We start from the raw sequence: 18,320 nt of genomic DNA on the forward strand, positions 1-18,320 counted from the left end.
GTAACTACTTTTGTTGTGCCGTTTGTTAGCGGCGGCGCATTGCGTAAACTAGTCCAGCGCCCAGTACGAGCAGCGCGGCAGCTCCGATTACAACACCGGTTACTTGTGCACCTGTGCGAACCAGTTTCCCGCTTACGTTGTGCTTGCCGTTCGCAACGTGGCCCGGTTTTGTACCAGCGTTGTTGTTCGCTGGCGGTGTGGTTTGGTTACCTTGGTTGCCGCCTTGCTGGTTGCCCCCTTCTGATGGGTTAGTGCCAGGTGTGGTAGCTTTCTTTGGGCAGTTAACAGTTACAGCAAGACCGTTGTCTGCTTTCACTACTTCCCCAAAGTCGGTGGACACTCGCACCGGTAGCGCCACGTTTTTACCCGCGTTCGCGTCGCAGTCCGCTTGTGCTTTCACTTTGACGCTGGCTTGCCCTGCACCATCGGTAGTGATGATTGCTTTCTCGTTTTCTGCGTTCGCATCCGTGAGATCGTTGTTTACGTTTGCTTTCGCTTCCGTGTCACCAACCTTCACGCTCACTTGCTTGGTGATTGATGGTCCTTCAGAGAATGAGAGTCCGCGTAGAGCAATCGAGATTTCTTTACCGTTTTCCACTGGGTCTTTCGGTAGTGTTACACCTACCGAGCCTTTGATTTCGCGTGGTTTAATGGTGTCTTTGCTCTTCAGGTAGTCGTTGAACAGGTCGCGGTCAACCCCGTCGGACACGATCGGGTCCCCCTGTTTGGTGATTGCTGGGAACGAGTCCCCACCTTCGAGGATGAACACGGATGAGCCGATTGTGTATTTCTTGTCTGCTTGCACGGGCTTACCATCGATCAGCACGGAGGTGATTCGTTTGCCGAACTCCGCAGCTGGGTCGTACGTGTAGGACACGTTTGAGGACAAACCTAGTTTCAGCATTGGACGCGAGTTTTGGCTGCTCAAATTGGTCTTCCACTGCTGTTCTAGGAGCTCTTTGAAGTCCGCACCGGTGATGGAGGTGTACCCCACGTAGTTCGAGAATGGTTGTACCGCGAAGGTTTGCTGGTAGGTGACTTCACCTTTCTCGTTGGGGATCAGGTCTTCGCGCAAACCACCGGCGTTGATGATGCCGATGTCAACGCCTTTACCTTCTTTGGTTTTGACGCGTTCTTTAAATGAGTCGGCAACCAGGTCGCCAAGGGAGGATTCAATCCCTCGGTTTGAACCCGGTGAGGTTCGCCCGCCCGCTTCTGTGAACACGCCGCGTTTGAATGGGCCGTTCACGTTCGAAGAAATGATTTCGTTTCCTTTAGCTTCGGAAGCTTCTTTGGCTTTGTCAATCTTTTCTTGGATCTGTGTCTTCTGCCCGCATTCGGCTACTTTTTCTGCGGGGATGAGGTCTGCGTTTGATTCGACAACTTTGTTGGTTTTCGTGTTGTATTTAATTTCTATGAGGCCGAGGTTGTCTGTGTAGCTCCCTGAGGCCACTGCGGAGAGCTTGTTGCCCTCAGATCCGGAGACCATGTCGAAGTCATATGGCACGTGCGTGTCGCCACCCATGAGGGCATCTACGTATTTACCCATCTTCGGGTAGTTGTTTTTAACGTCGTCGTCAAGCATGGCTACGACCACGTTTGCTTTGCCAGATTCTTTGAGGTCTTTGGCGAGGGTGTTGATCCGTTCGATAGGATCGTTGAACTCCATGCCTTCTGTTGTTTTGGGTGACAGTTTGTAGGGTACGTCTTGTGCGATTGCGCCGATGAACGCTACTTTCGCGCCAGCTGGCATTTCTTTAATGACGTAGTCCCCCAGGTAGGGTTTCATTGTTCCGTCCGCTGCTTTGTATTCCCCGAGGCCTTCGACGTTGGCTCCGAGGTAGGGGAATTGCAGCTGTACGAACTCGGGGTCTGAGCCATCTACCCTAGCTTTGAATACATCCTGCCCCATGTCTAGTTCGTGGTTCCCAATGGTTGACGCTTCGGGATGTAGTTCGTTTAGCGCTTCGATAGTGGGGTTGTCTTTGAGCGCTGCGGAGAGGTAAGGGGACGCGCCAATATTATCGCCGAGCAAGGTAAACGAGCTGTTCTCGTTGTCAGCCATGGCTGCATCTAGGTAGCATCCCATGGATGCGATACCTGCTTCTGTAACCTTACCGTCTTTTTTGACTTGGTCTATGTGACCGTGAACATCTGTGAGTTTGTAAAGGTCCAGCTCTACGACATCAGCGCCGCCGTCGCTGGTTGTATCGTCAGCAAGCGCGGCTTGCGGGAAGGACAGCAGTGCGAGAGCGGAAACTCCCAGTGCTGCGGCGGTTCGTCTGAACGTATTCATGCGTTCTCCTAAGCTCCTCAGCTTCAGTTACCAGATTGTGGCCAATTAGTCACGACCTTAGTGTTACACGTCGCCACTTTTTTCGCTAGCACCTATCTTAATTCTAGGTAACCGATAACTTAACAGCATAGATTTCATCTGCGGCGACGGCTCATCTGAGAGAGTACTTCGTGAGTCTCACAAAGTGGCAGTTGTTTGTGGTGTGTGGTGGGGGGGGAGTGTTCACGCTGGTGTTTCCGCGTGGGTGTTTTGGGTGGGGTAACTAGCCCGCCCCGCCCCCGCTTTTTGTTTTTGTCTTGCTTGGATGGGTGCTGGGCCTGCCCTCTTGTTGTGTGCTTCGTTGCTTCACCACGGGGGGGGTTGGCTTGTTACGCGTGGCCCGACACTAAACGGCGAAGCCAATGTAACCAGCACGAGCCTGCAACCCGTCCATCCACCCGACACGCTATAGGGGGGGGTACGTGGGAACCAATTAACACACCCAGTCTTCACCGTAGAAGTACTCACCATGTAAGTTTTCACCACAGGCCCTGGCCAGCATGCGTGTGTGGGTGTGTGCGTGTTGGGTGTGTGGGTGTGTTTTGGGGGGGCCAACACACGTTAGTGTGTTGGCCCCCCTTTTTTATTGTTTTTGTGTGTGGCGGTGTCTTACTCTCCCACAACCCCCCGGTTGCAGTACCATCAGCGTGCTAGGGCTTAGCTTCCAGGTTCGGAATGGTTACTGGGCGTTTCCCCTAGGCTATGACCACCACACAAAACTATGCGTGTCAACCCCCCCCATGTGTTTTGGTTGGTTGGTGGGTTGGTGGTGAACCGTATAGTGGTATGCGTGCAAAACCTTAATGTTTGCTCATTCTCTTTATTGTGCTCCCCTCCTTTTAACACGTGGCACCAGCTAGTGTCCTCGTGCCGTAGGTGGGGGGGTTGTTTCCTGCACTCGCGTCCCCGTTGTTCCTTGGGTCTGTTATGAGCTTGTTTTTCCTGTTCGACTATTAGTACCAGTAAGCTAAACCCCTCACAAGGCTTACACACCTGGCCTATCAACCCAGTCATCTACTGGGAGTCTCACCCCACAAGCGTGGGTGGGAAACCTTATCTCGAAGCCGGCTTCCCGCTTAGATGCTTTCAGCGGTTATCCAAAAATACCGAACGTAGCCAACCAGCCATGCACCTGGCAGTACAACTGGCACACCAGAGGTTCGTCCGTCCCGGTCCTCTCGTACTAGGGACAGGCCTTCACAAGTTTCCAAACGCGCGCAGCGGATAGGGACCGAACTGTCTCACGACGTTCTGAACCCAGCTCGCGTACCGCTTTAATGGGCGAACAGCCCAACCCTTGGGACCAACTCCAGCCCCAGGATGCGACGAGCCGACATCGAGGTGCCAAACCATGCCGTCGATATGAACTCTTGGGCAAGATCAGCCTGTTATCCCCGGGGTACCTTTTATCCGTTGAGCGACAGCGCTTCCACAAGCAACTGCCGGATCACTAGTTCCTACTTTCGTACCTGCTCCACCCGTCAGTGTCACAGTCAAGCCTTCTTCTACACTTACACTCAACACCTGATTACCAACCAGGCTGAGAAGACCATTGAGCGCCTCCGTTACCATTTAGGAGGCAACCGCCCCAGTTAAACTACCCACCAGGCACTGTCCCCCACCCGGATCACGGGCGAAAGTTAGACAATCAGAAGTATCAGAGTGGTATTTCAACAACGACTCCACACCCACTAGCATGAGCGCTTCAAAGTCTCCCACCTATCCTACACAAACACACCCAACCACCAATACCAAGCTATAGTAAAGGTCCCGGGGTCTCTCCGTCCTGCTGCGCGAAACGAGCATCTTTACTCGTACTGCAATTTCACCGAGTTCATGGTCGAGACAGCGCAGAAGTCGTTACGCCATTCGTGCAGGTCGGAACTTACCCGACAAGGAATTTCGCTACCTTAGGATGGTTATAGTTACCACCGCCGTTTACTGGGGCTTAACTTCAAACCCTCGCCACCCAAAAGAGTGGCTAAGCCTTCCGCTTAACCTTCCAGCACCGGGCAGGCGTCAGTGCGTATACATCGCCTTACGGCTTCGCACACACCTATGTTTTTGATAAACAGTCGCTTCTGCCAAATCACTGCGACCAAACCCAAACCACAACCCTGAAAAAGCCATGTCCGGGTTTGGCCCCCCTTATCCCAAAGTTACGGGGGCATTTTGCCGAGTTCCTTAACCATGATTAACTCGCCGCCTCGGTATACTCTACCTGACCACCAGAGTCGGTTATGGGTACGGGCAGTATTGCTTCTAACGCCGAGGCTTTTCTAGACACCACAGGATCACCCACACCCACACGCCAACGCGCGCAGGCCCATCAGCCCTCACCTTCGCACAATAAGTGCAGCCACCCGGATTTACCAAGACAGCAGGCCACAACCTTAGACTGGCACAACCACCGGCCAGCGCAGGCTACCTCAATGCGTCACCCCTGTTAACGCGCTTGCCTACCCAAGAAGGGACCCCAAAACCCACCCGCAACCACACTCCCGAAAGAGCACGGTCGCATTGTGGATGATGGTTAGCACAACTTTGTCAGCACGATCGAAACAACACCGGTACCAGAATATCAACTGGTCATCCATCAACTACGCCTGTCGGCCTCGCCTTAGGACCCGACTAACCCAGGGCGGATAAACCTAGCCCTGGAACCCTTAGTCAATCGGCGGACGGGATTCCCACCCGTCAAACGCTACTCATGCCTGCATTCTCACTCCCACGCACTCCACCAACACTCACGTGCCAGCTTCACCACACGCAGGACGCTCCCCTACCCAACACAACAAAAAACCATTATGCTGCCACGGCTTCGGCGGCGTGCTTAAGCCCCGCTAAATTGTCGGCGCACAATCACTCGACCAGTGAGCTATTACGCACTCTTTCAAGGATAGCTGCTTCTAAGCCAACCTCCTGATTGTCAATGCAACTGCACATCCTTTCCCACTCAGCACACCCTTAGGGGCCTTAACCGATGATCTGGGCTGTTTCCCTCTCGACTATGAAGCTTATCCCCCACAGTCTCACTGCCACGCAAAAACCAAGACGGCATTCGGAGTTTAGCTGACGTCAGTAACCAAACGGCCCCTCAACCAACCAGTAGCTCTACCACCACCCGGCCCACGCAACGCTGCACCAAAATGCATTTCGGGGAGAACCAGCTATCACGGAGTTTGATTAGCCTTTCACCCCTACCCACAACTCATCCCCCCAGTTTTCAACCTAGGTGGGTACGGTCCTCCACGACCTACTACAATCGCTTCAACCTGGCCATGGGTAGATCACCCCGCTTCGGGTCTAGAGCACGCAACCACAAACGCCCAAAAACATTTAAGACTCGCTTTCGCTACGACTACCCCACAAAGGGTTAACCAAGCCACGCACCACTAACTCGCAGGCTCATTCTTCAATAGGCACGCCATCACCACAACCACAAAAAAACATGGTCGACTGGCTCTGACGGATTAAAAGCGCACGGTTTCAGGCACTATTTCACTCCCCTCCCGGGGTACTTTTCACCATTCCCTCACGGTACTATCCACTATCGGACACTTGGTAGTATTCAGGCTTACCCAGTGGTCTGGGCAGATTCACAGCAGATTCCACGAGCCCACTGCTACTCGGGACACACTCAAGGCAGGCAAACAGGAACCACCTACACGACTATCACGCACTACGGTCAGCCATCCCAAACTATTCAGCTCCCCACTTGCATTTATCACTACCCGGCCCCCCGGCAGAAGAACCAAAAAACATATCCCACAACCCCACATGCGCAACAGCTGCCGCCTTGACACGCACACAGTTTAGCCATCATCCACTTTCGCTCACCACTACTCACAGAATATCTCTTCCAGCAGGTACTAAGATGTTTCACTTCCCCACGTTCCCCCCAACCCCCTATACATTCAAAGGCTGGTAACCAGGCCAAAGCCCAGTCAGGTTACCCCATTCGGAAACCCCTGGATCACAGCTCGCTCGTCAACTCCCCAAGGCATATCGCAGACCACCACGTCCTTCATCAGCTCCAAGCACCAAGGCATCCACCGAACGCCCCAAAACAAAAAACAAACCAAACCCAAAAAACAAACAAGAACACAAACAAAAAACAACAACAAAACACAATACAAACAAACAAACAAAAAAGATGCTCGCAACCACTATACAGTTCACCAACAACCCAACCACCACACCCCCCACCACCAGCAAAAACCAGCAGCAAGAAACATGAAGCCAAAGGCCACAAAAGGAATTGACCCTAAACCCGATAGCATGCCCCACCAACACCACACACAAAAACACGCGCAGCACCAGCAAGCAAATCCCAGCCCAACCCAGCAGAGCAAGCAAAACACTCACACCCACCAAGCAGTAAAAACACTCAAAGCCCCTGTTTAATCCCTCAAAAAAATCCAAAACCAAGGAAACTCACCAACCCAGCCCCCACCCAAACACAGCAGGAACAAACCAAGCCAGCAAGCAAAAAGCAAAAATCCTTAGAAAGGAGGTGATCCAGCCGCACCTTCCGGTACGCCTACCTTGTTACGACTTCGTCCCAATCGCCAATCCCACCTTCGACCGCTCCCCATAAGGCCACGGGCTTCGGGCGTTACCAACTTTCGTGACGTGACGGGCGGTGTGTACAAGACCCGAGAACGTATTCACCGCAGCAATGCTGATCTGCGATTACTAGCGACTCCACCTTCAAGCAGTCGAATTGCAGACTACTATCCGAACTTAGAACAACTTTAAGAGATTAGCTCCACCTCACAGTATCGCAACCCTCTGTACCATCCATTGTAGCATGCGTGAAGCCCAAGACATAAGGGGCATGATGATTTGACGTCATCCCCACCTTCCTCCGAGTTAACCCCGGCAGTCCCTAGAGAGTCCCCAACCATAAAAAATGTTGCTGGCAACACTAGACAAGGGTTGCGCTCGTTGCGGGACTTAACCCAACATCTCACGACACGAGCTGACGACAACCATGCACCACCTGCACACCAGCAAAAAGAAGAGTCGATTAAAACCCCGCCCGGTGCATGTCAAGCCTTGGTAAGGTTCTTCGCGTTGCATCGAATTAATCCGCATGCTCCGCCGCTTGTGCGGGTCCCCGTCAATTCCTTTGAGTTTTAGCCTTGCGGCCGTACTCCCCAGGCGGGGCACTTAATGCGTTAGCTACGGCGCAGAAAACCAAAACGGCCCCCCACACCTAGTGCCCAACGTTTACAGCATGGACTACCAGGGTATCTAATCCTGTTCGCTCCCCACGCTTTCGCTCCTCAGCGTCAGTAACGGCCCAGAGACCCGCCTTCGCCACCGGTGTTCCTCCTGATATCTGCGCATTCCACCGCTACACCAGGAATTCCAGTCTCCCCTACCGCACTCAAGCCTGCCCGTACCCACCGCAAGCCCACAGTTAAGCCATGGGATTTCACGACAGACGCGACAAACCACCTACAAGCCCTTTACGCCCAATAAAACCGGACAACGCTAGTACCCTACGTATTACCGCGGCTGCTGGCACGTAGTTAGCCGGTACTTCTTTACCAGTATCAATCAACCACCACAAAAGCGGCCTTTCAACCCAGCGAAAAAGGTTTACAACCCGAAGGCCGTCATCCCTCACGCGGCGTCACTGCATCAGACTTGCGTCCATTGTGCAAAATCCCCCACTGCTGCCTCCCGTAGGAGTCTGGGCCGTATCTCAGTCCCAATGTGACCGCCCACCCTCTCAGGCCGGCTACCCGTCAAAGCCTTGGTAAGCCATCACCCCACCAACAAGCTGATAAGCCGCGAGCCCATCCCAATCCACAACAACAAAAACATTGAAGCCTTTCCCACCACCCCCATGCGAAGGAAGCAGAATATCCCGTATTAGCCACACTTTCATGCGGTTATCCAAAAGAAAAGGGCAGGTTACTCACGTGTTACTCACCCGTTCGCCACTCTCACCACCAAGAAACAAAAAGAATCAAGATGGATCCCGTTCGACTTGCATGTGTAAAGCACGCCGCCAGCGTTCGTCCTGAGCCAGGATCAAACTCTCCAAACAAAAACAAAAACATTCAGAAAGCAAACCACCACCAACCAGACAACCAGCCAAAAAACCAATCAACCAGCCAGCAGCAGCCAACCCCAACCAAAAAACAAAAGAAAAAACAAAAACAAAAAGCAAAAAAGCCAAGAAAACACACTATCAAGTTCACAAACAACCCCACCACACACGCGAGAAGCGAATACTAATCGCTAGTCATTCATGTGAGTGTGATATTGCTGCACGAGCGTTACCGCTTCATTTGTGCAGCTTCTCAAGCATAACCGAGAAAGAATCGGATGTCAAAATCAAACTTTGTTGTTTCAAACACGTCATCTTTAGTTTGCTTTAGTTGCTGCGGAAGACTCGGTTTCCCGAATCACTCCCTCGCAACGATCATTAACTTTAGACGATCTGCTTTTAGATATGCAAATGGATATGTGGTGACTTACGCGACACCACATTTCCACTTGTTTTTTCGCCTTGCTGGCGCGCTCCCGAAATAGCGTTCAGCCGCGAAGAGGCCTCAAGTAACGTCCGTCAGCCCTGTGGGAACAAGACGGCGAGGTTCTTCCTTCCCCTCCGGATTAGTACTGACCCGTCGGCAAGCTGATCACTAGCCTTAATCACCGTGTCTTCCCCGGCTACTTTCTGGTTATTAATGTAGGCACCACCGGAGCTTACGGTACGCCGAGCAGCTCCCCGCCCCTTCTCCAAACCAGCTGCGACGAGTGCGTCAACTATCGTGTCCTCACCAATTTTTACCGTGCCATTAGGCAACTGGCTCGTCGCTGCCGTTAGAGTCCCCGCATCTACCTCATGCAAATCGGCACGACCCCACAGCGCATCTGTAGCAGCTATTACCTGCTGAAGATTCTGTGGGCCGTGAACCAATTCCGTCACCTCCGCAGCTAAACGCTTCTGCGCAGCCCGTTTGTGTGGAGCCTGCTCCACCTGTACAGCCAGCTGCTCAATCTCCTCACGAGGCACGAACGTGAACACCTTCAGGAACCGAATCACGTCTGCGTCGTCGACGTTCAACCAGAACTGGTAGAACGCGTACGGGGTCAGCATGTCCGCAGAAAGCCACACGGCACCACCCTCGGACTTACCGAACTTCGTGCCATCAGCCTTCGTGATGAGCGGCGTGGTTAAGACGTGAACATCCTTCCCCTCCGTCTTATGGATGAGGTCCATGCCCCCCACCAGGTTGCCCCACTGGTCATCCCCACCGGTTTCCAACACACACCCGTACCGGCGGTACAGCTGCAAGAAATCATTTGCCTGAAGAATCTGGTAGGCGAACTCAGCGAACGAGATGCCCTCCTTCGACTCGAGCCGCCTGGCAACCGTGTCCTTACTCAACATCGTGCCCAACCGGAAGTACTTACCTAAATCGCGCAACAAATCAATCGCGGAAAGCTCGCTCGTCCAATCCAGATTATTAATCATCTGAGCCGCATTGGGCCCCTCAAAATCTAGGAACCTACTGATCTGCTCCCGCAGCTTCTCAACCCAACCCGCGACCGTGTCACGAGACTGCAACTTCCGCTCACCAGACATACGCGGGTCACCAATCAAGCCCGTCGCTCCCCCAACGAGAGCAAGCGGCTTATGCCCAGCGCGCTGCAAGTGCCTCATTAAAATCAACTGCACCAAATGACCATGATGCAAAGAAGGTGCGGTCGGATCGAAACCACAATAGAAAGTGACCGGCCCGGAGTTAAGCGTCTTGCGCAACGCATCCAAATCCGTGTGCTGGCGAATCAACCCACGCCATTGCAGCTCTTCAATCAGGTCAGTCACTGAAACTTCCTTCCAAGAAAATGAAATTAGACGTGGCTATTATCCCGCACACAGCCGCCTACGCGTCAAACTTGGCGCGTAAATTGTCCACTTCGCGCTGCGCATCCGCAAGCTGCTCACGCACCCGCTGCGGAGCAGTACCCCCCTTGCCGCTACGCGCAGACACCGAACCGTGAGCAGACAGAACGCTGCGAACCTCAGGCGTTAAGGCCGAGTGAATCTGCGCGAACTCCGCATCCGTCAAATCCCACAGCTCCCGCCCCGTCTTATCGGCAAGCGCCACGCAATGACCCGAAATCTCATGCGCCTGCCGGAACGCGACCCCGCGCTTAACCAGCCATTCTGCAATATCAGTCGCGAGCGAAAACCCACGCGGCGCCAAATACTCCATGCGTTCCGTGTGCAACACCATGGTTTCCACCATCCCCGTCATCGCAGGCAGCAGCACGTCCAACGTATCAACCTGGTCGAACACCGGTTCCTTATCTTCTTGAAGGTCGCGATCATACGCCAGGGGAAGCCCCTTCAAAACCGACATCAACCCCGTCAAATCGCCGATCATCCGACCTGCCTTACCGCGCGCCAGCTCCGCAATATCCGGGTTCTTTTTCTGAGGCATTATGGAACTGCCCGTAGAAAATGAATCATCTAACGTGACATACCCAAACTCCACGGTGTTCCAAATAATAATCTCTTCCGCAAGCCGCGAGAGATTAACCCCCAGCATGGTGGCGATAAACGAAAACTCCGCCGCAACATCACGCGCGCACGTGGCATCAATCGAGTTCTCACACGCCGCGTCGAAACCCAGTTCACTAGCGATCCGCTCCGGATGCATTCCCAACGTGTTCCCAGCCAACGCACCCGCCCCATATGGGCTCTTCGCCGCACGCCGATCCCAATCCACCAGCCTTTGCACATCGCGCAACAACGGCCACACGTGCGCCAACAAATGGTGGGCCACGAGCACCGGCTGTGCATGCTGCATGTGCGTCCGCCCCGGCATCACCGCATCCCCCACAGCCTTCGCCTGCCCAATCAAAGCCGACGCCAAATCCAACACGTTACCCGCCAGATGCCCCGCTTCCTCACGCAAATACATCCGGATAAGCGTCGCAATCTGGTCATTCCGCGACCGGCCCGCACGCAGCTTGCCACCCAACGCACCCGCCCGTTCCATGAGGCCCCGCTCCAACGCGGTGTGTACGTCCTCATCATCCGAATTAGGCGCAAAAACACCCGAGGTAACGTCCGCATCCAACTGACTCAACGCCTCAAGCATCTTTTCTAACTCTTCGGACGTCAACAAACCAACCCGCGCCAACTCCCGGGCATGGGCCTTCGAACCCGCAATATCCACGTGTGCCAAGCGCCAATCAAAATGCGTGGACACCGACAACGCTCCCAACGCTTGCGAGGGCGCACCACTAAACCGGCCACCCCACAAACTCACCTTCTGATCAGCGCCTTGAACCACAACTACCTCCAAAATATCGCGGGCTAACTAGCTAACTCACTCGTTCGCTAGGTTACCAACCCCGAAGTCGACCCCATTTCCGAACCGCACGTCGCGTGCCGCCGCCAACTTCGCAGCCATCCCATAAATCTCAATGAACCCGCGCGAATGCGACTGATCGAACGTGTCACCAGTCTCGTACGTAGCCAAGTTGAAATCATACAAGGACGAATCTGAACGCCGCCCCGTGACGGTTGCCCGCCCCGCATGCAACGTCATCCGAATATCCCCCGTGACGTAACGCTGCGTATCCTCAATAAACGCATCCAAAGAACCCTTCAACGGCGAAAACCACTGAGCGTCATAAACCAACTCCGCCCACCGCTCGTCAACCCGGCTCTTAAAACGGGCCTGCTCACGCTCAATCGTTACGTTCTCCAGCTCCTTGTGTGCCTCAATCAACACCATCGCCCCAGGGGCCTCATAAATTTCGCGAGACTTAATGCCAACCAAGCGGTCCTCAACAATATCAATCCGCCCAATCCCCTGCGCTCCACCGCGACGATTCAGCTCTTGAATAATCTCCAGCATGCTCATCTGCTTACCATCGAGCGCAACGGGTACCCCCTGCTCAAACGAAATCACAACCTCATCAGGCAGCGGCGGGTACGTCGGATCGTCAGTATACGAATACACGTCCTTGGTGGGCGCATTCCACAAGTCCTCTAAGAAACCCGTTTCAATCGCCCGGCCCCACACGTTCTGGTCAATCGAAAACGGGTTATTCTTAGTCGTCTCAATCGGCAAATCATGCTTCGTTGCATAATCAATCGCCACATCCCGCGTCAACGCTAAATCCCGCACCGGCGAAATACAGTTCAAATCCGGAGCCATCGACGTGAACGACACCTCGAAACGAACCTGATCATTACCCTTACCCGTACACCCGTGCGCCATAGTTGTCGCCCCGAACTGGCGGGCCGCCCGCACCAGGTGCTTCGCAATCAACGGCCGCGAAATCGCGGAAACAAGCGGGTACTTACCCTGGTACAACCCGTTTGCCTTAAGCGCGGGAATGCAGTAATCATCCGCGAATTCCTCGCGCGCATCCGCCACGTAGGCCTCCACAGCCCCGCAGTCCAACGCGCGCTGGCGGATGACCTCCAGGTCTTCACCGCCCTGCCCCACGTCCACGGCCACCGCAATCACTTCACTGCCGGTCTGCTCACCTATCCAACCGATTGCCACTGAGGTATCTAGACCACCGGAGTAGGCCAATACAATACGGTTCTTATCAGTCATTTCAACTCCTAATTGCGCGGTCTCCCGCTCGGTTACTTGCGTTCGGTTTATGCCTTAGCTTCGGTTACTTGCGTTCGGTTTGGGCTTTGCCTTCGGTTACTTGCCTTCGGTTTGCGTTTTGCCTTCAGCCCAGTCGAGCAACTGCTCGCAATATTCCGATGCGGCTTGCGCCGAAGTGCACACCACAATGATCGTGTCGTCCCCCGCCACCAGCCCCAGGACGGGTTCGTGACGGGCATAGTCGAGCGCGGACCCCAGTAGGTTCGCGGCTCCTGCGGGCGTTCTTAATACAATGAGGTTCCCGGCTGTCGCACCGCCAACAAGCAGGTCTGACGCCCATTTTTGCAACTGGGCGGCAGTTGGAGTGTCGCTACCAGAAATCTCCTCGTGCTTAGAAATCGCGTACACCTGGCGGCCGTCGGCGTCTCTAACCTTGGTAGCGCGGATCTCCAATAAGTCGCGCGACAATGTGGCTTGCGCGGCGCTGATACCCCGCTCCTGCAAGGCTTCGCGCAGCTCGGATTGCGACGTAATTGCCTGGGTAGACAGGATCTGTTCGATAATTGCGTGGCGCCCCGCCTTTGAGTCAGGTGTTCTACGCATAATTTCTGGCTCGCTCATTTGCATCCACTACCGTTCTTCACTGGTTGCACGAGTATCATCCGCGTCATGTGGGTACCCCCCCACTTAACGAATAGTCATTCATGCAAAAGAGTATACATGCAAATATCTTTGCGGACCAACTGAACCCGCAGCGATGCCAAACCCGCATTCAGGCCACTAAACACGACAGGCACCGAGAATGATCTCGGTGCCCGAATCGTCAACTTAGCCCACTTAACTGCGAGCGATCCCACTCACTCGCGAACTTATCCTGTGCGCGCTCTTGTACGCGCAGCCGACCACACGTGCTCGAGTCCGCAGTCGCGCTCGCGCGCACGAGTGTTTAAAGAGTTTTCGCCATATCAGAAACGGAGCGACTCCAGCGCCGAATCTCGTCCCAATCCCGATAGTCTCCCTCTTGCGCACCACCCAGCCGGGCTACGGAACGTTCCCTCAAAGATAACTCCCGCGGCTCCAGACGGCCGGCAAAAGTAGTTTCGTCAATCGGATTAATCCGTAGCAAAACTGGCCCGACCCGGACCGGATCCACCACGTTTCCACCCGGCACTCCAGACAGGCCCACAGAGAATGCCCACAAGTGTTTTTCGCGCAACTGCTTCGAAAACTTCGAAACGAACCGACGCATCGTGTCAACCCACTGCGTCAAATAAACTGCAGACCCAAGAACTACGCCGTCGTAGTTATCGAGCGTGGTCACTTCGCTAGCTTCTTTTAACGTCACCTCGTGGCCACCGTTTGACAACTCTTCTCGCACAACATCAGCGACTTCCTTCGTCGCTCCATGGCGGGAAGCCCAAACAACCAAAATCTTCATACCCTCATTTTGTCATTCAATTGGATTTCTCCCCACTCATAAGGTCCCAGAGTGGGGAGATTTCCGCAACATACTCAGGTAAAAACTGTTTCCATTTGTATGCAAAACCGCGCGTCAGTTTGTCAAGCCCGCAGTTTGGCACCCAACTGGTTCGATAATTTATCCACTATCTCCCCACGCACCTTCGCAGCTTCTTTCGCTTTCAACGTGCGATCTGTGGCCCGCATGCGAAGCGCGAACGCGAGGGAACGCTTCCCCTCCTCAATCTGGTCTCCCACATATTCGTCAAACAGCGAAACGTCTTCTAGCAGCGGACCACCAGCCGAGCGGATCGTGTCGAGCACCATCGAAACTGGAATCTGCTGGTCCAAAACGATCGCAATATCTTCCTTGACAGGCGGATAACTGGAAATCGCGTGCGGCTCCACCGGCGTGTCTGGGATTAGTTTGAACAAAGCCTCCAGGTCAAGTTCCAAAGCGATCGACCTGGCAGGCAGGGCGTACGCATCGATTACGCGTGGGTGCAGCTCACCAACGCGTCCAATGGAAACAATCCGCTTCTTTTGTGAAACGAATAGGATTCCGCTGCGCCCCGGGTGCCAGGGCGCTGCATACGCGGGGTCTTGCAGTGGTTTTGGTGTCGGACGCCCGTGAGGCAGTTGCCCGCCCGGTTGCCGGTACAGCGCGCTGATCTGGATGGTTACTCCCAGTTCACGGCCCAGTTCTTGCACAAGTTCCGTGGCGTCTTTCCAATCGTAGTCGCGCTCGAGGTCCCCGCCTTGCGCACGACCTCCGGCAACAACCCCCAGGTGCCACGGCTGCTTAGGTGTACCGCGATGCAAGCCACCTACTTCTTTGGGGTGGGGACGCTGCTGCGCTGAAGGAATATCGTGCGGGACTACGCCCTGCGGGCGGGCTACCATTCCCATTTCGAAAACCCGGATTGATTCCGCTCCTCGCGCGCGATTGCGCCGAGCCACGTCCAGCAGCGAATCCAACACGTTGGTACGCAGTTTCGGGCGCGCCTCTACGAGCGGGTTCCGCAGTTCGATTGTCTGCCGGCGCTCGTCATCATCAGGGATCAGCTGCAGGTCGTGTGCATCACCGATGAACGGGTAGGATCCAACCCCAACGAACCCAAGGTCAGCGAGTAGATGCTGCGTGCGGCGGCGCATCATCATCCGCGGGGGAACACCCTGACCGGCCCGTGCCTGTGGAAGTTCGGAAGGAATGTTGTCGTATCCGTCTAGGCGGGCGATCTCTTCGACCAGGTCACACGGTTGTTTCAGGTCTGGCCGCCAAGACGGCACCGTGACCTGCAGTGGATCATCTCCTTCCACTTGCGCCCCGATTTCTTCCAGAAGTTCCACTACCCGCTCGGGCGGATACGCGACGCCCGTGAGACGTTGTGGCTCCATGACCGGCATGATGATGAGTTCGGGATCCGGCACGAAATTCAGGTCGAACACGCCGTGATCAACTGAGCCATTCCCGTACTTTGCGAGCAGACGTGCAGCCATGTCCGCCGCCACGGGTGGGAGCAACGGGTCCGTGCCCCGTTCAAACCGCTTTGACGCTTCCGAGTGTAAGAAGTGCCGGCGTGCTGAACGGGCAACCGATACGGCATCAAAATGCGCAGCTTCGATCAAGACGTCGGTCGTGGACTCCTCCACTTCGGAGTACTGCCCGCCCATTACCCCGGCAAGCCCCAGGATGCGGCTCGCCCGCTTACCGTCGGGCGAGTCTGTAATCAGCAGGTCCTCCGGATCCAGGTTCCGCTCCACGTCATCGAGGGTCCGCAGGCTCTCCCCCGGGTGAGCGCGCCGGACCACTAGTGGGCCGGCTAGGTCGGATAGGTCGTAGGCGTGCAATGGTTGGCCCAGGTCGAGCATCACGTAATTGGTGATGTCGACCGCGAGCGAAACCGAACGCATCCCCATTGCTTCGAGCCGCTCAACCATCCACCGAGGAGTTGGGGCTTGTGGGTCAACGCCGCGTACCACGCGGGTGACGAAGCGGTTGCAACCAACGTGGTCGCGCAATGGTTCGTCGTCTTCAACTTCTACGGGGAAGCCCTTCTCGTTTGCTTCCGGAGTAGTTGCCAGCCCGGGGTCGGCAAAGTGCGCGCCCGTTGAGTGCGCGTATTCGCGCGCCACCCCGCGCATCGAGAAGCAGTATCCGCGATCGGGGGTGACATTGATTTCAAGTAGTTCTTGTCCTAATCCCAAGAACTCAATCACGTCTTCCCCGATGGGGGGAATGTCCTCTTTTGCGTGCTGCTTGTTGAGCACAATAATGCCATCGTGATCTGTGCCCAGCCCCAGTTCCCGTTCAGAACAAATCATGCCATCGGAAATGTGGCCGTATGTTTTGCGGGCACTGATTTTGAACTCGCCCGGCAAGATTGCGCCCGGCAGCGACACCACCACGTAGTCGCCGACACCGAAGTTATGGGCCCCGCAGATAATGCCGCGTGATGGCAGTTCGGACGGTTCCTTGCCCGTTCCGGGCGGGTCATTGTGCGTCCCAACGTCAACGCGGCAGTAGTTAATGACCTTACCGTTCGTTTGCTTTTTCGCGTCCAGCGTGAGGACTTTACCCACCACGAGGGGGCCCGTTACCTGCGCGGGGTGGATTTCTTCTTCCTCCAGCCCGACTTTCACGAGGGCCTGCGCGAGTGTCCGCGCGTCCGTGCCCGGCAGGACCTCAACGTGGTCTTTTAACCAAGAGATAGGTACGTTAGGCATTTTTGTTACTTCACCTTCCCGGGGAACTGGAGGGAGAAACGCTGGTCTCCCTCTACGATGTCGTGCATGTCAGCGATGGAGTGGCGCAGCATGAGGGTGCGTTCCAGGCCCATGCCGAATGCGAAACCGGTGTATTCACTTGCGTCCACGCCGCAGGCTTTGAGGACGTTGGGGTTGACCATGCCGCAGCCACCCCATTCGATCCATCCGGCGCCGCCTTTCTTCTGTGGGAACCATAGGTCCATTTCGGCACTGGGTTCGGTGAATGGGAAGTAGCTTGGGCGCAGCCGGGTTTTCGCTTCCGGGCCGAACATGGCGCGCGCGAAGTGGTCGAGCACTCCTTTGAGGTTTGCCATGGTCAGGCCTTTGTCTACCGCCAGCCCTTCAACTTGGTGGAAAACTGGGGTGTGGGTTGAATCCAGTTCGTCCGAGCGGAATACTTTGCCGGGGCACGCCACGTAGAGCGGTACGGATCGGCTCAGTAGTTCTCGGGCTTGCACGGGCGAAGTGTGGGTGCGGAGCACGAGGTGTGCATCCGTTGGGTCTTGTCCGCCAACTGAACGTCCGTCGATGTAGAACGTGTCTTGCATTTGCCGCGCGGGGTGGTCTGCGTCGAAGTTTAGGGCGTCGAAGTTGAACCACTCGTGTTCTACTTCAGGGCCTTCGGCGATATCCCATCCGAGTGATACGAAGAAGTCGGTGATTTCGTCTTGGATTGTCTGCAGCGGATGGCACGCGCCGGGGAGGGAACGGTTTGCGGGCGTGGTTATGTCCACGGTTTCCACTTCGAGTTGGTGTGCTTCGTGTTCGCGTTCCAACTGGGTTTTGCGCTCGGAGTAGGCTTCGTTAATAGTTTTGCGGGCAGCTCCGACCGCGCGGCCTGCTGTTGCTTTGTCAGCTCCGGGAAGGTTTTTGATTTCCCGGTTAGCAGCCGTTACCGCAGAAGCCTCGCCGATGTGTTCACTCTTGACACGAGCTAGTGCTTCCAGGTCCCCTGCCGCTTCTATGGCGCTGACGGCCTGTTTCACCGCCTGCTCCATTGCTGTTTTGTCTAGAGGATTTAGTTCCATAATTAGATTCAACCACCACGATTAACGTACGTTTACATCTTTTAGACTATCGCGCACATGGGTAGTTGAGACAATTCCGTCCATCTTTAGACACGCCGTGCCAGCTTTTCTTTTTCTTGA

Annotated in this window: 8 protein-coding genes and 3 rRNA genes; all 11 read right to left on the reverse strand. The window is 55.0% G+C overall.

What is annotated here, in order from left to right; genetic code table 11:
* Positions 1 to 25: 25 nt before the first annotated feature.
* Complete coding sequence (locus tag CJ187_RS04340; RefSeq protein WP_102215588.1) at positions 26 to 2,296, reverse strand: bifunctional metallophosphatase/5'-nucleotidase; 2,271 nt, start codon at positions 2,294 to 2,296, stop codon at positions 26 to 28.
* A 635-nt stretch (positions 2,297 to 2,931) separates the two neighbouring features.
* Positions 2,932 to 3,049, reverse strand: a 5S ribosomal RNA gene (rrf, locus tag CJ187_RS04345).
* Positions 3,050 to 3,267: 218 nt separating this feature from the next.
* Positions 3,268 to 6,414: ribosomal RNA gene (locus tag CJ187_RS04350) — 23S ribosomal RNA — on the reverse strand.
* A 430-nt stretch (positions 6,415 to 6,844) separates the two neighbouring features.
* Positions 6,845 to 8,399: ribosomal RNA gene (locus tag CJ187_RS04355) — 16S ribosomal RNA — on the reverse strand.
* Together the 16S, 23S and 5S rRNA genes form the textbook arrangement of a ribosomal RNA operon.
* A gap of 522 nt (positions 8,400 to 8,921) precedes the next feature.
* Positions 8,922 to 10,187, reverse strand: a complete 1,266-nt coding sequence (gene tyrS, locus CJ187_RS04360) for a tyrosine--tRNA ligase (RefSeq protein ID WP_102217271.1) — start codon at positions 10,185 to 10,187, stop codon at positions 8,922 to 8,924.
* 58 nt (positions 10,188 to 10,245) lie between these two features.
* Positions 10,246 to 11,664: an argininosuccinate lyase gene (gene argH / locus CJ187_RS04365; RefSeq protein ID WP_102217270.1), complete on the reverse strand. Its 1,419-nt coding sequence runs from the start codon at positions 11,662 to 11,664 to the stop codon at positions 10,246 to 10,248.
* Positions 11,665 to 11,700: 36 nt separating this feature from the next.
* Entirely contained in the window at positions 11,701 to 12,945 is a 1,245-nt protein-coding gene (locus CJ187_RS04370) for an argininosuccinate synthase (RefSeq protein WP_102217269.1), read from the reverse strand.
* 96 nt (positions 12,946 to 13,041) lie between these two features.
* Positions 13,042 to 13,566 carry an arginine repressor gene (locus tag CJ187_RS04375; RefSeq protein WP_102217278.1) on the reverse strand — a complete coding sequence of 175 codons (525 nt, stop codon included), beginning with the start codon at positions 13,564 to 13,566 and terminating at the stop codon, positions 13,042 to 13,044.
* A 325-nt stretch (positions 13,567 to 13,891) separates the two neighbouring features.
* The gene (locus CJ187_RS04380; protein WP_102217268.1) at positions 13,892 to 14,383 is read right to left on the reverse strand and encodes a flavodoxin domain-containing protein; all 492 of its coding nucleotides are present in this window, start codon (positions 14,381 to 14,383) and stop codon (positions 13,892 to 13,894) included.
* A gap of 122 nt (positions 14,384 to 14,505) precedes the next feature.
* Complete coding sequence (gene pheT / locus CJ187_RS04385; protein ID WP_102217267.1) at positions 14,506 to 17,130, reverse strand: phenylalanine--tRNA ligase subunit beta; 2,625 nt, start codon at positions 17,128 to 17,130, stop codon at positions 14,506 to 14,508.
* A 5-nt stretch (positions 17,131 to 17,135) separates the two neighbouring features.
* Positions 17,136 to 18,200 (reverse strand): phenylalanine--tRNA ligase subunit alpha, encoded by a 1,065-nt coding sequence (pheS, locus tag CJ187_RS04390; protein WP_102217266.1) that lies wholly within the window; start codon positions 18,198 to 18,200, stop codon positions 17,136 to 17,138.
* Between the last annotated feature and the right edge of the window lie 120 nt (positions 18,201 to 18,320).

The sequence above is a fragment of the Gleimia hominis genome (genome assembly GCF_002871945.2).
In the GTDB taxonomy this organism is placed as follows: domain Bacteria; phylum Actinomycetota; class Actinomycetes; order Actinomycetales; family Actinomycetaceae; genus Gleimia; species Gleimia hominis_A.

Coding starts and splice junctions, on each gene's coding strand:
- CJ187_RS04375 (WP_102217278.1), bottom strand. CDS start 13,566: ATGAGCGAGCCAGAAATTATGCGTAGAACACCTGACTCAAAGGCGGGG.
- pheT (WP_102217267.1), bottom strand. CDS start 17,130: ATGCCTAACGTACCTATCTCTTGGTTAAAAGACCACGTTGAGGTCCTG.
- CJ187_RS04380 (WP_102217268.1), bottom strand. CDS start 14,383: ATGAAGATTTTGGTTGTTTGGGCTTCCCGCCATGGAGCGACGAAGGAA.
- pheS (WP_102217266.1), bottom strand. CDS start 18,200: ATGGAACTAAATCCTCTAGACAAAACAGCAATGGAGCAGGCGGTGAAA.
- CJ187_RS04370 (WP_102217269.1), bottom strand. CDS start 12,945: ATGACTGATAAGAACCGTATTGTATTGGCCTACTCCGGTGGTCTAGAT.
- CJ187_RS04340 (WP_102215588.1), bottom strand. CDS start 2,296: ATGAATACGTTCAGACGAACCGCCGCAGCACTGGGAGTTTCCGCTCTC.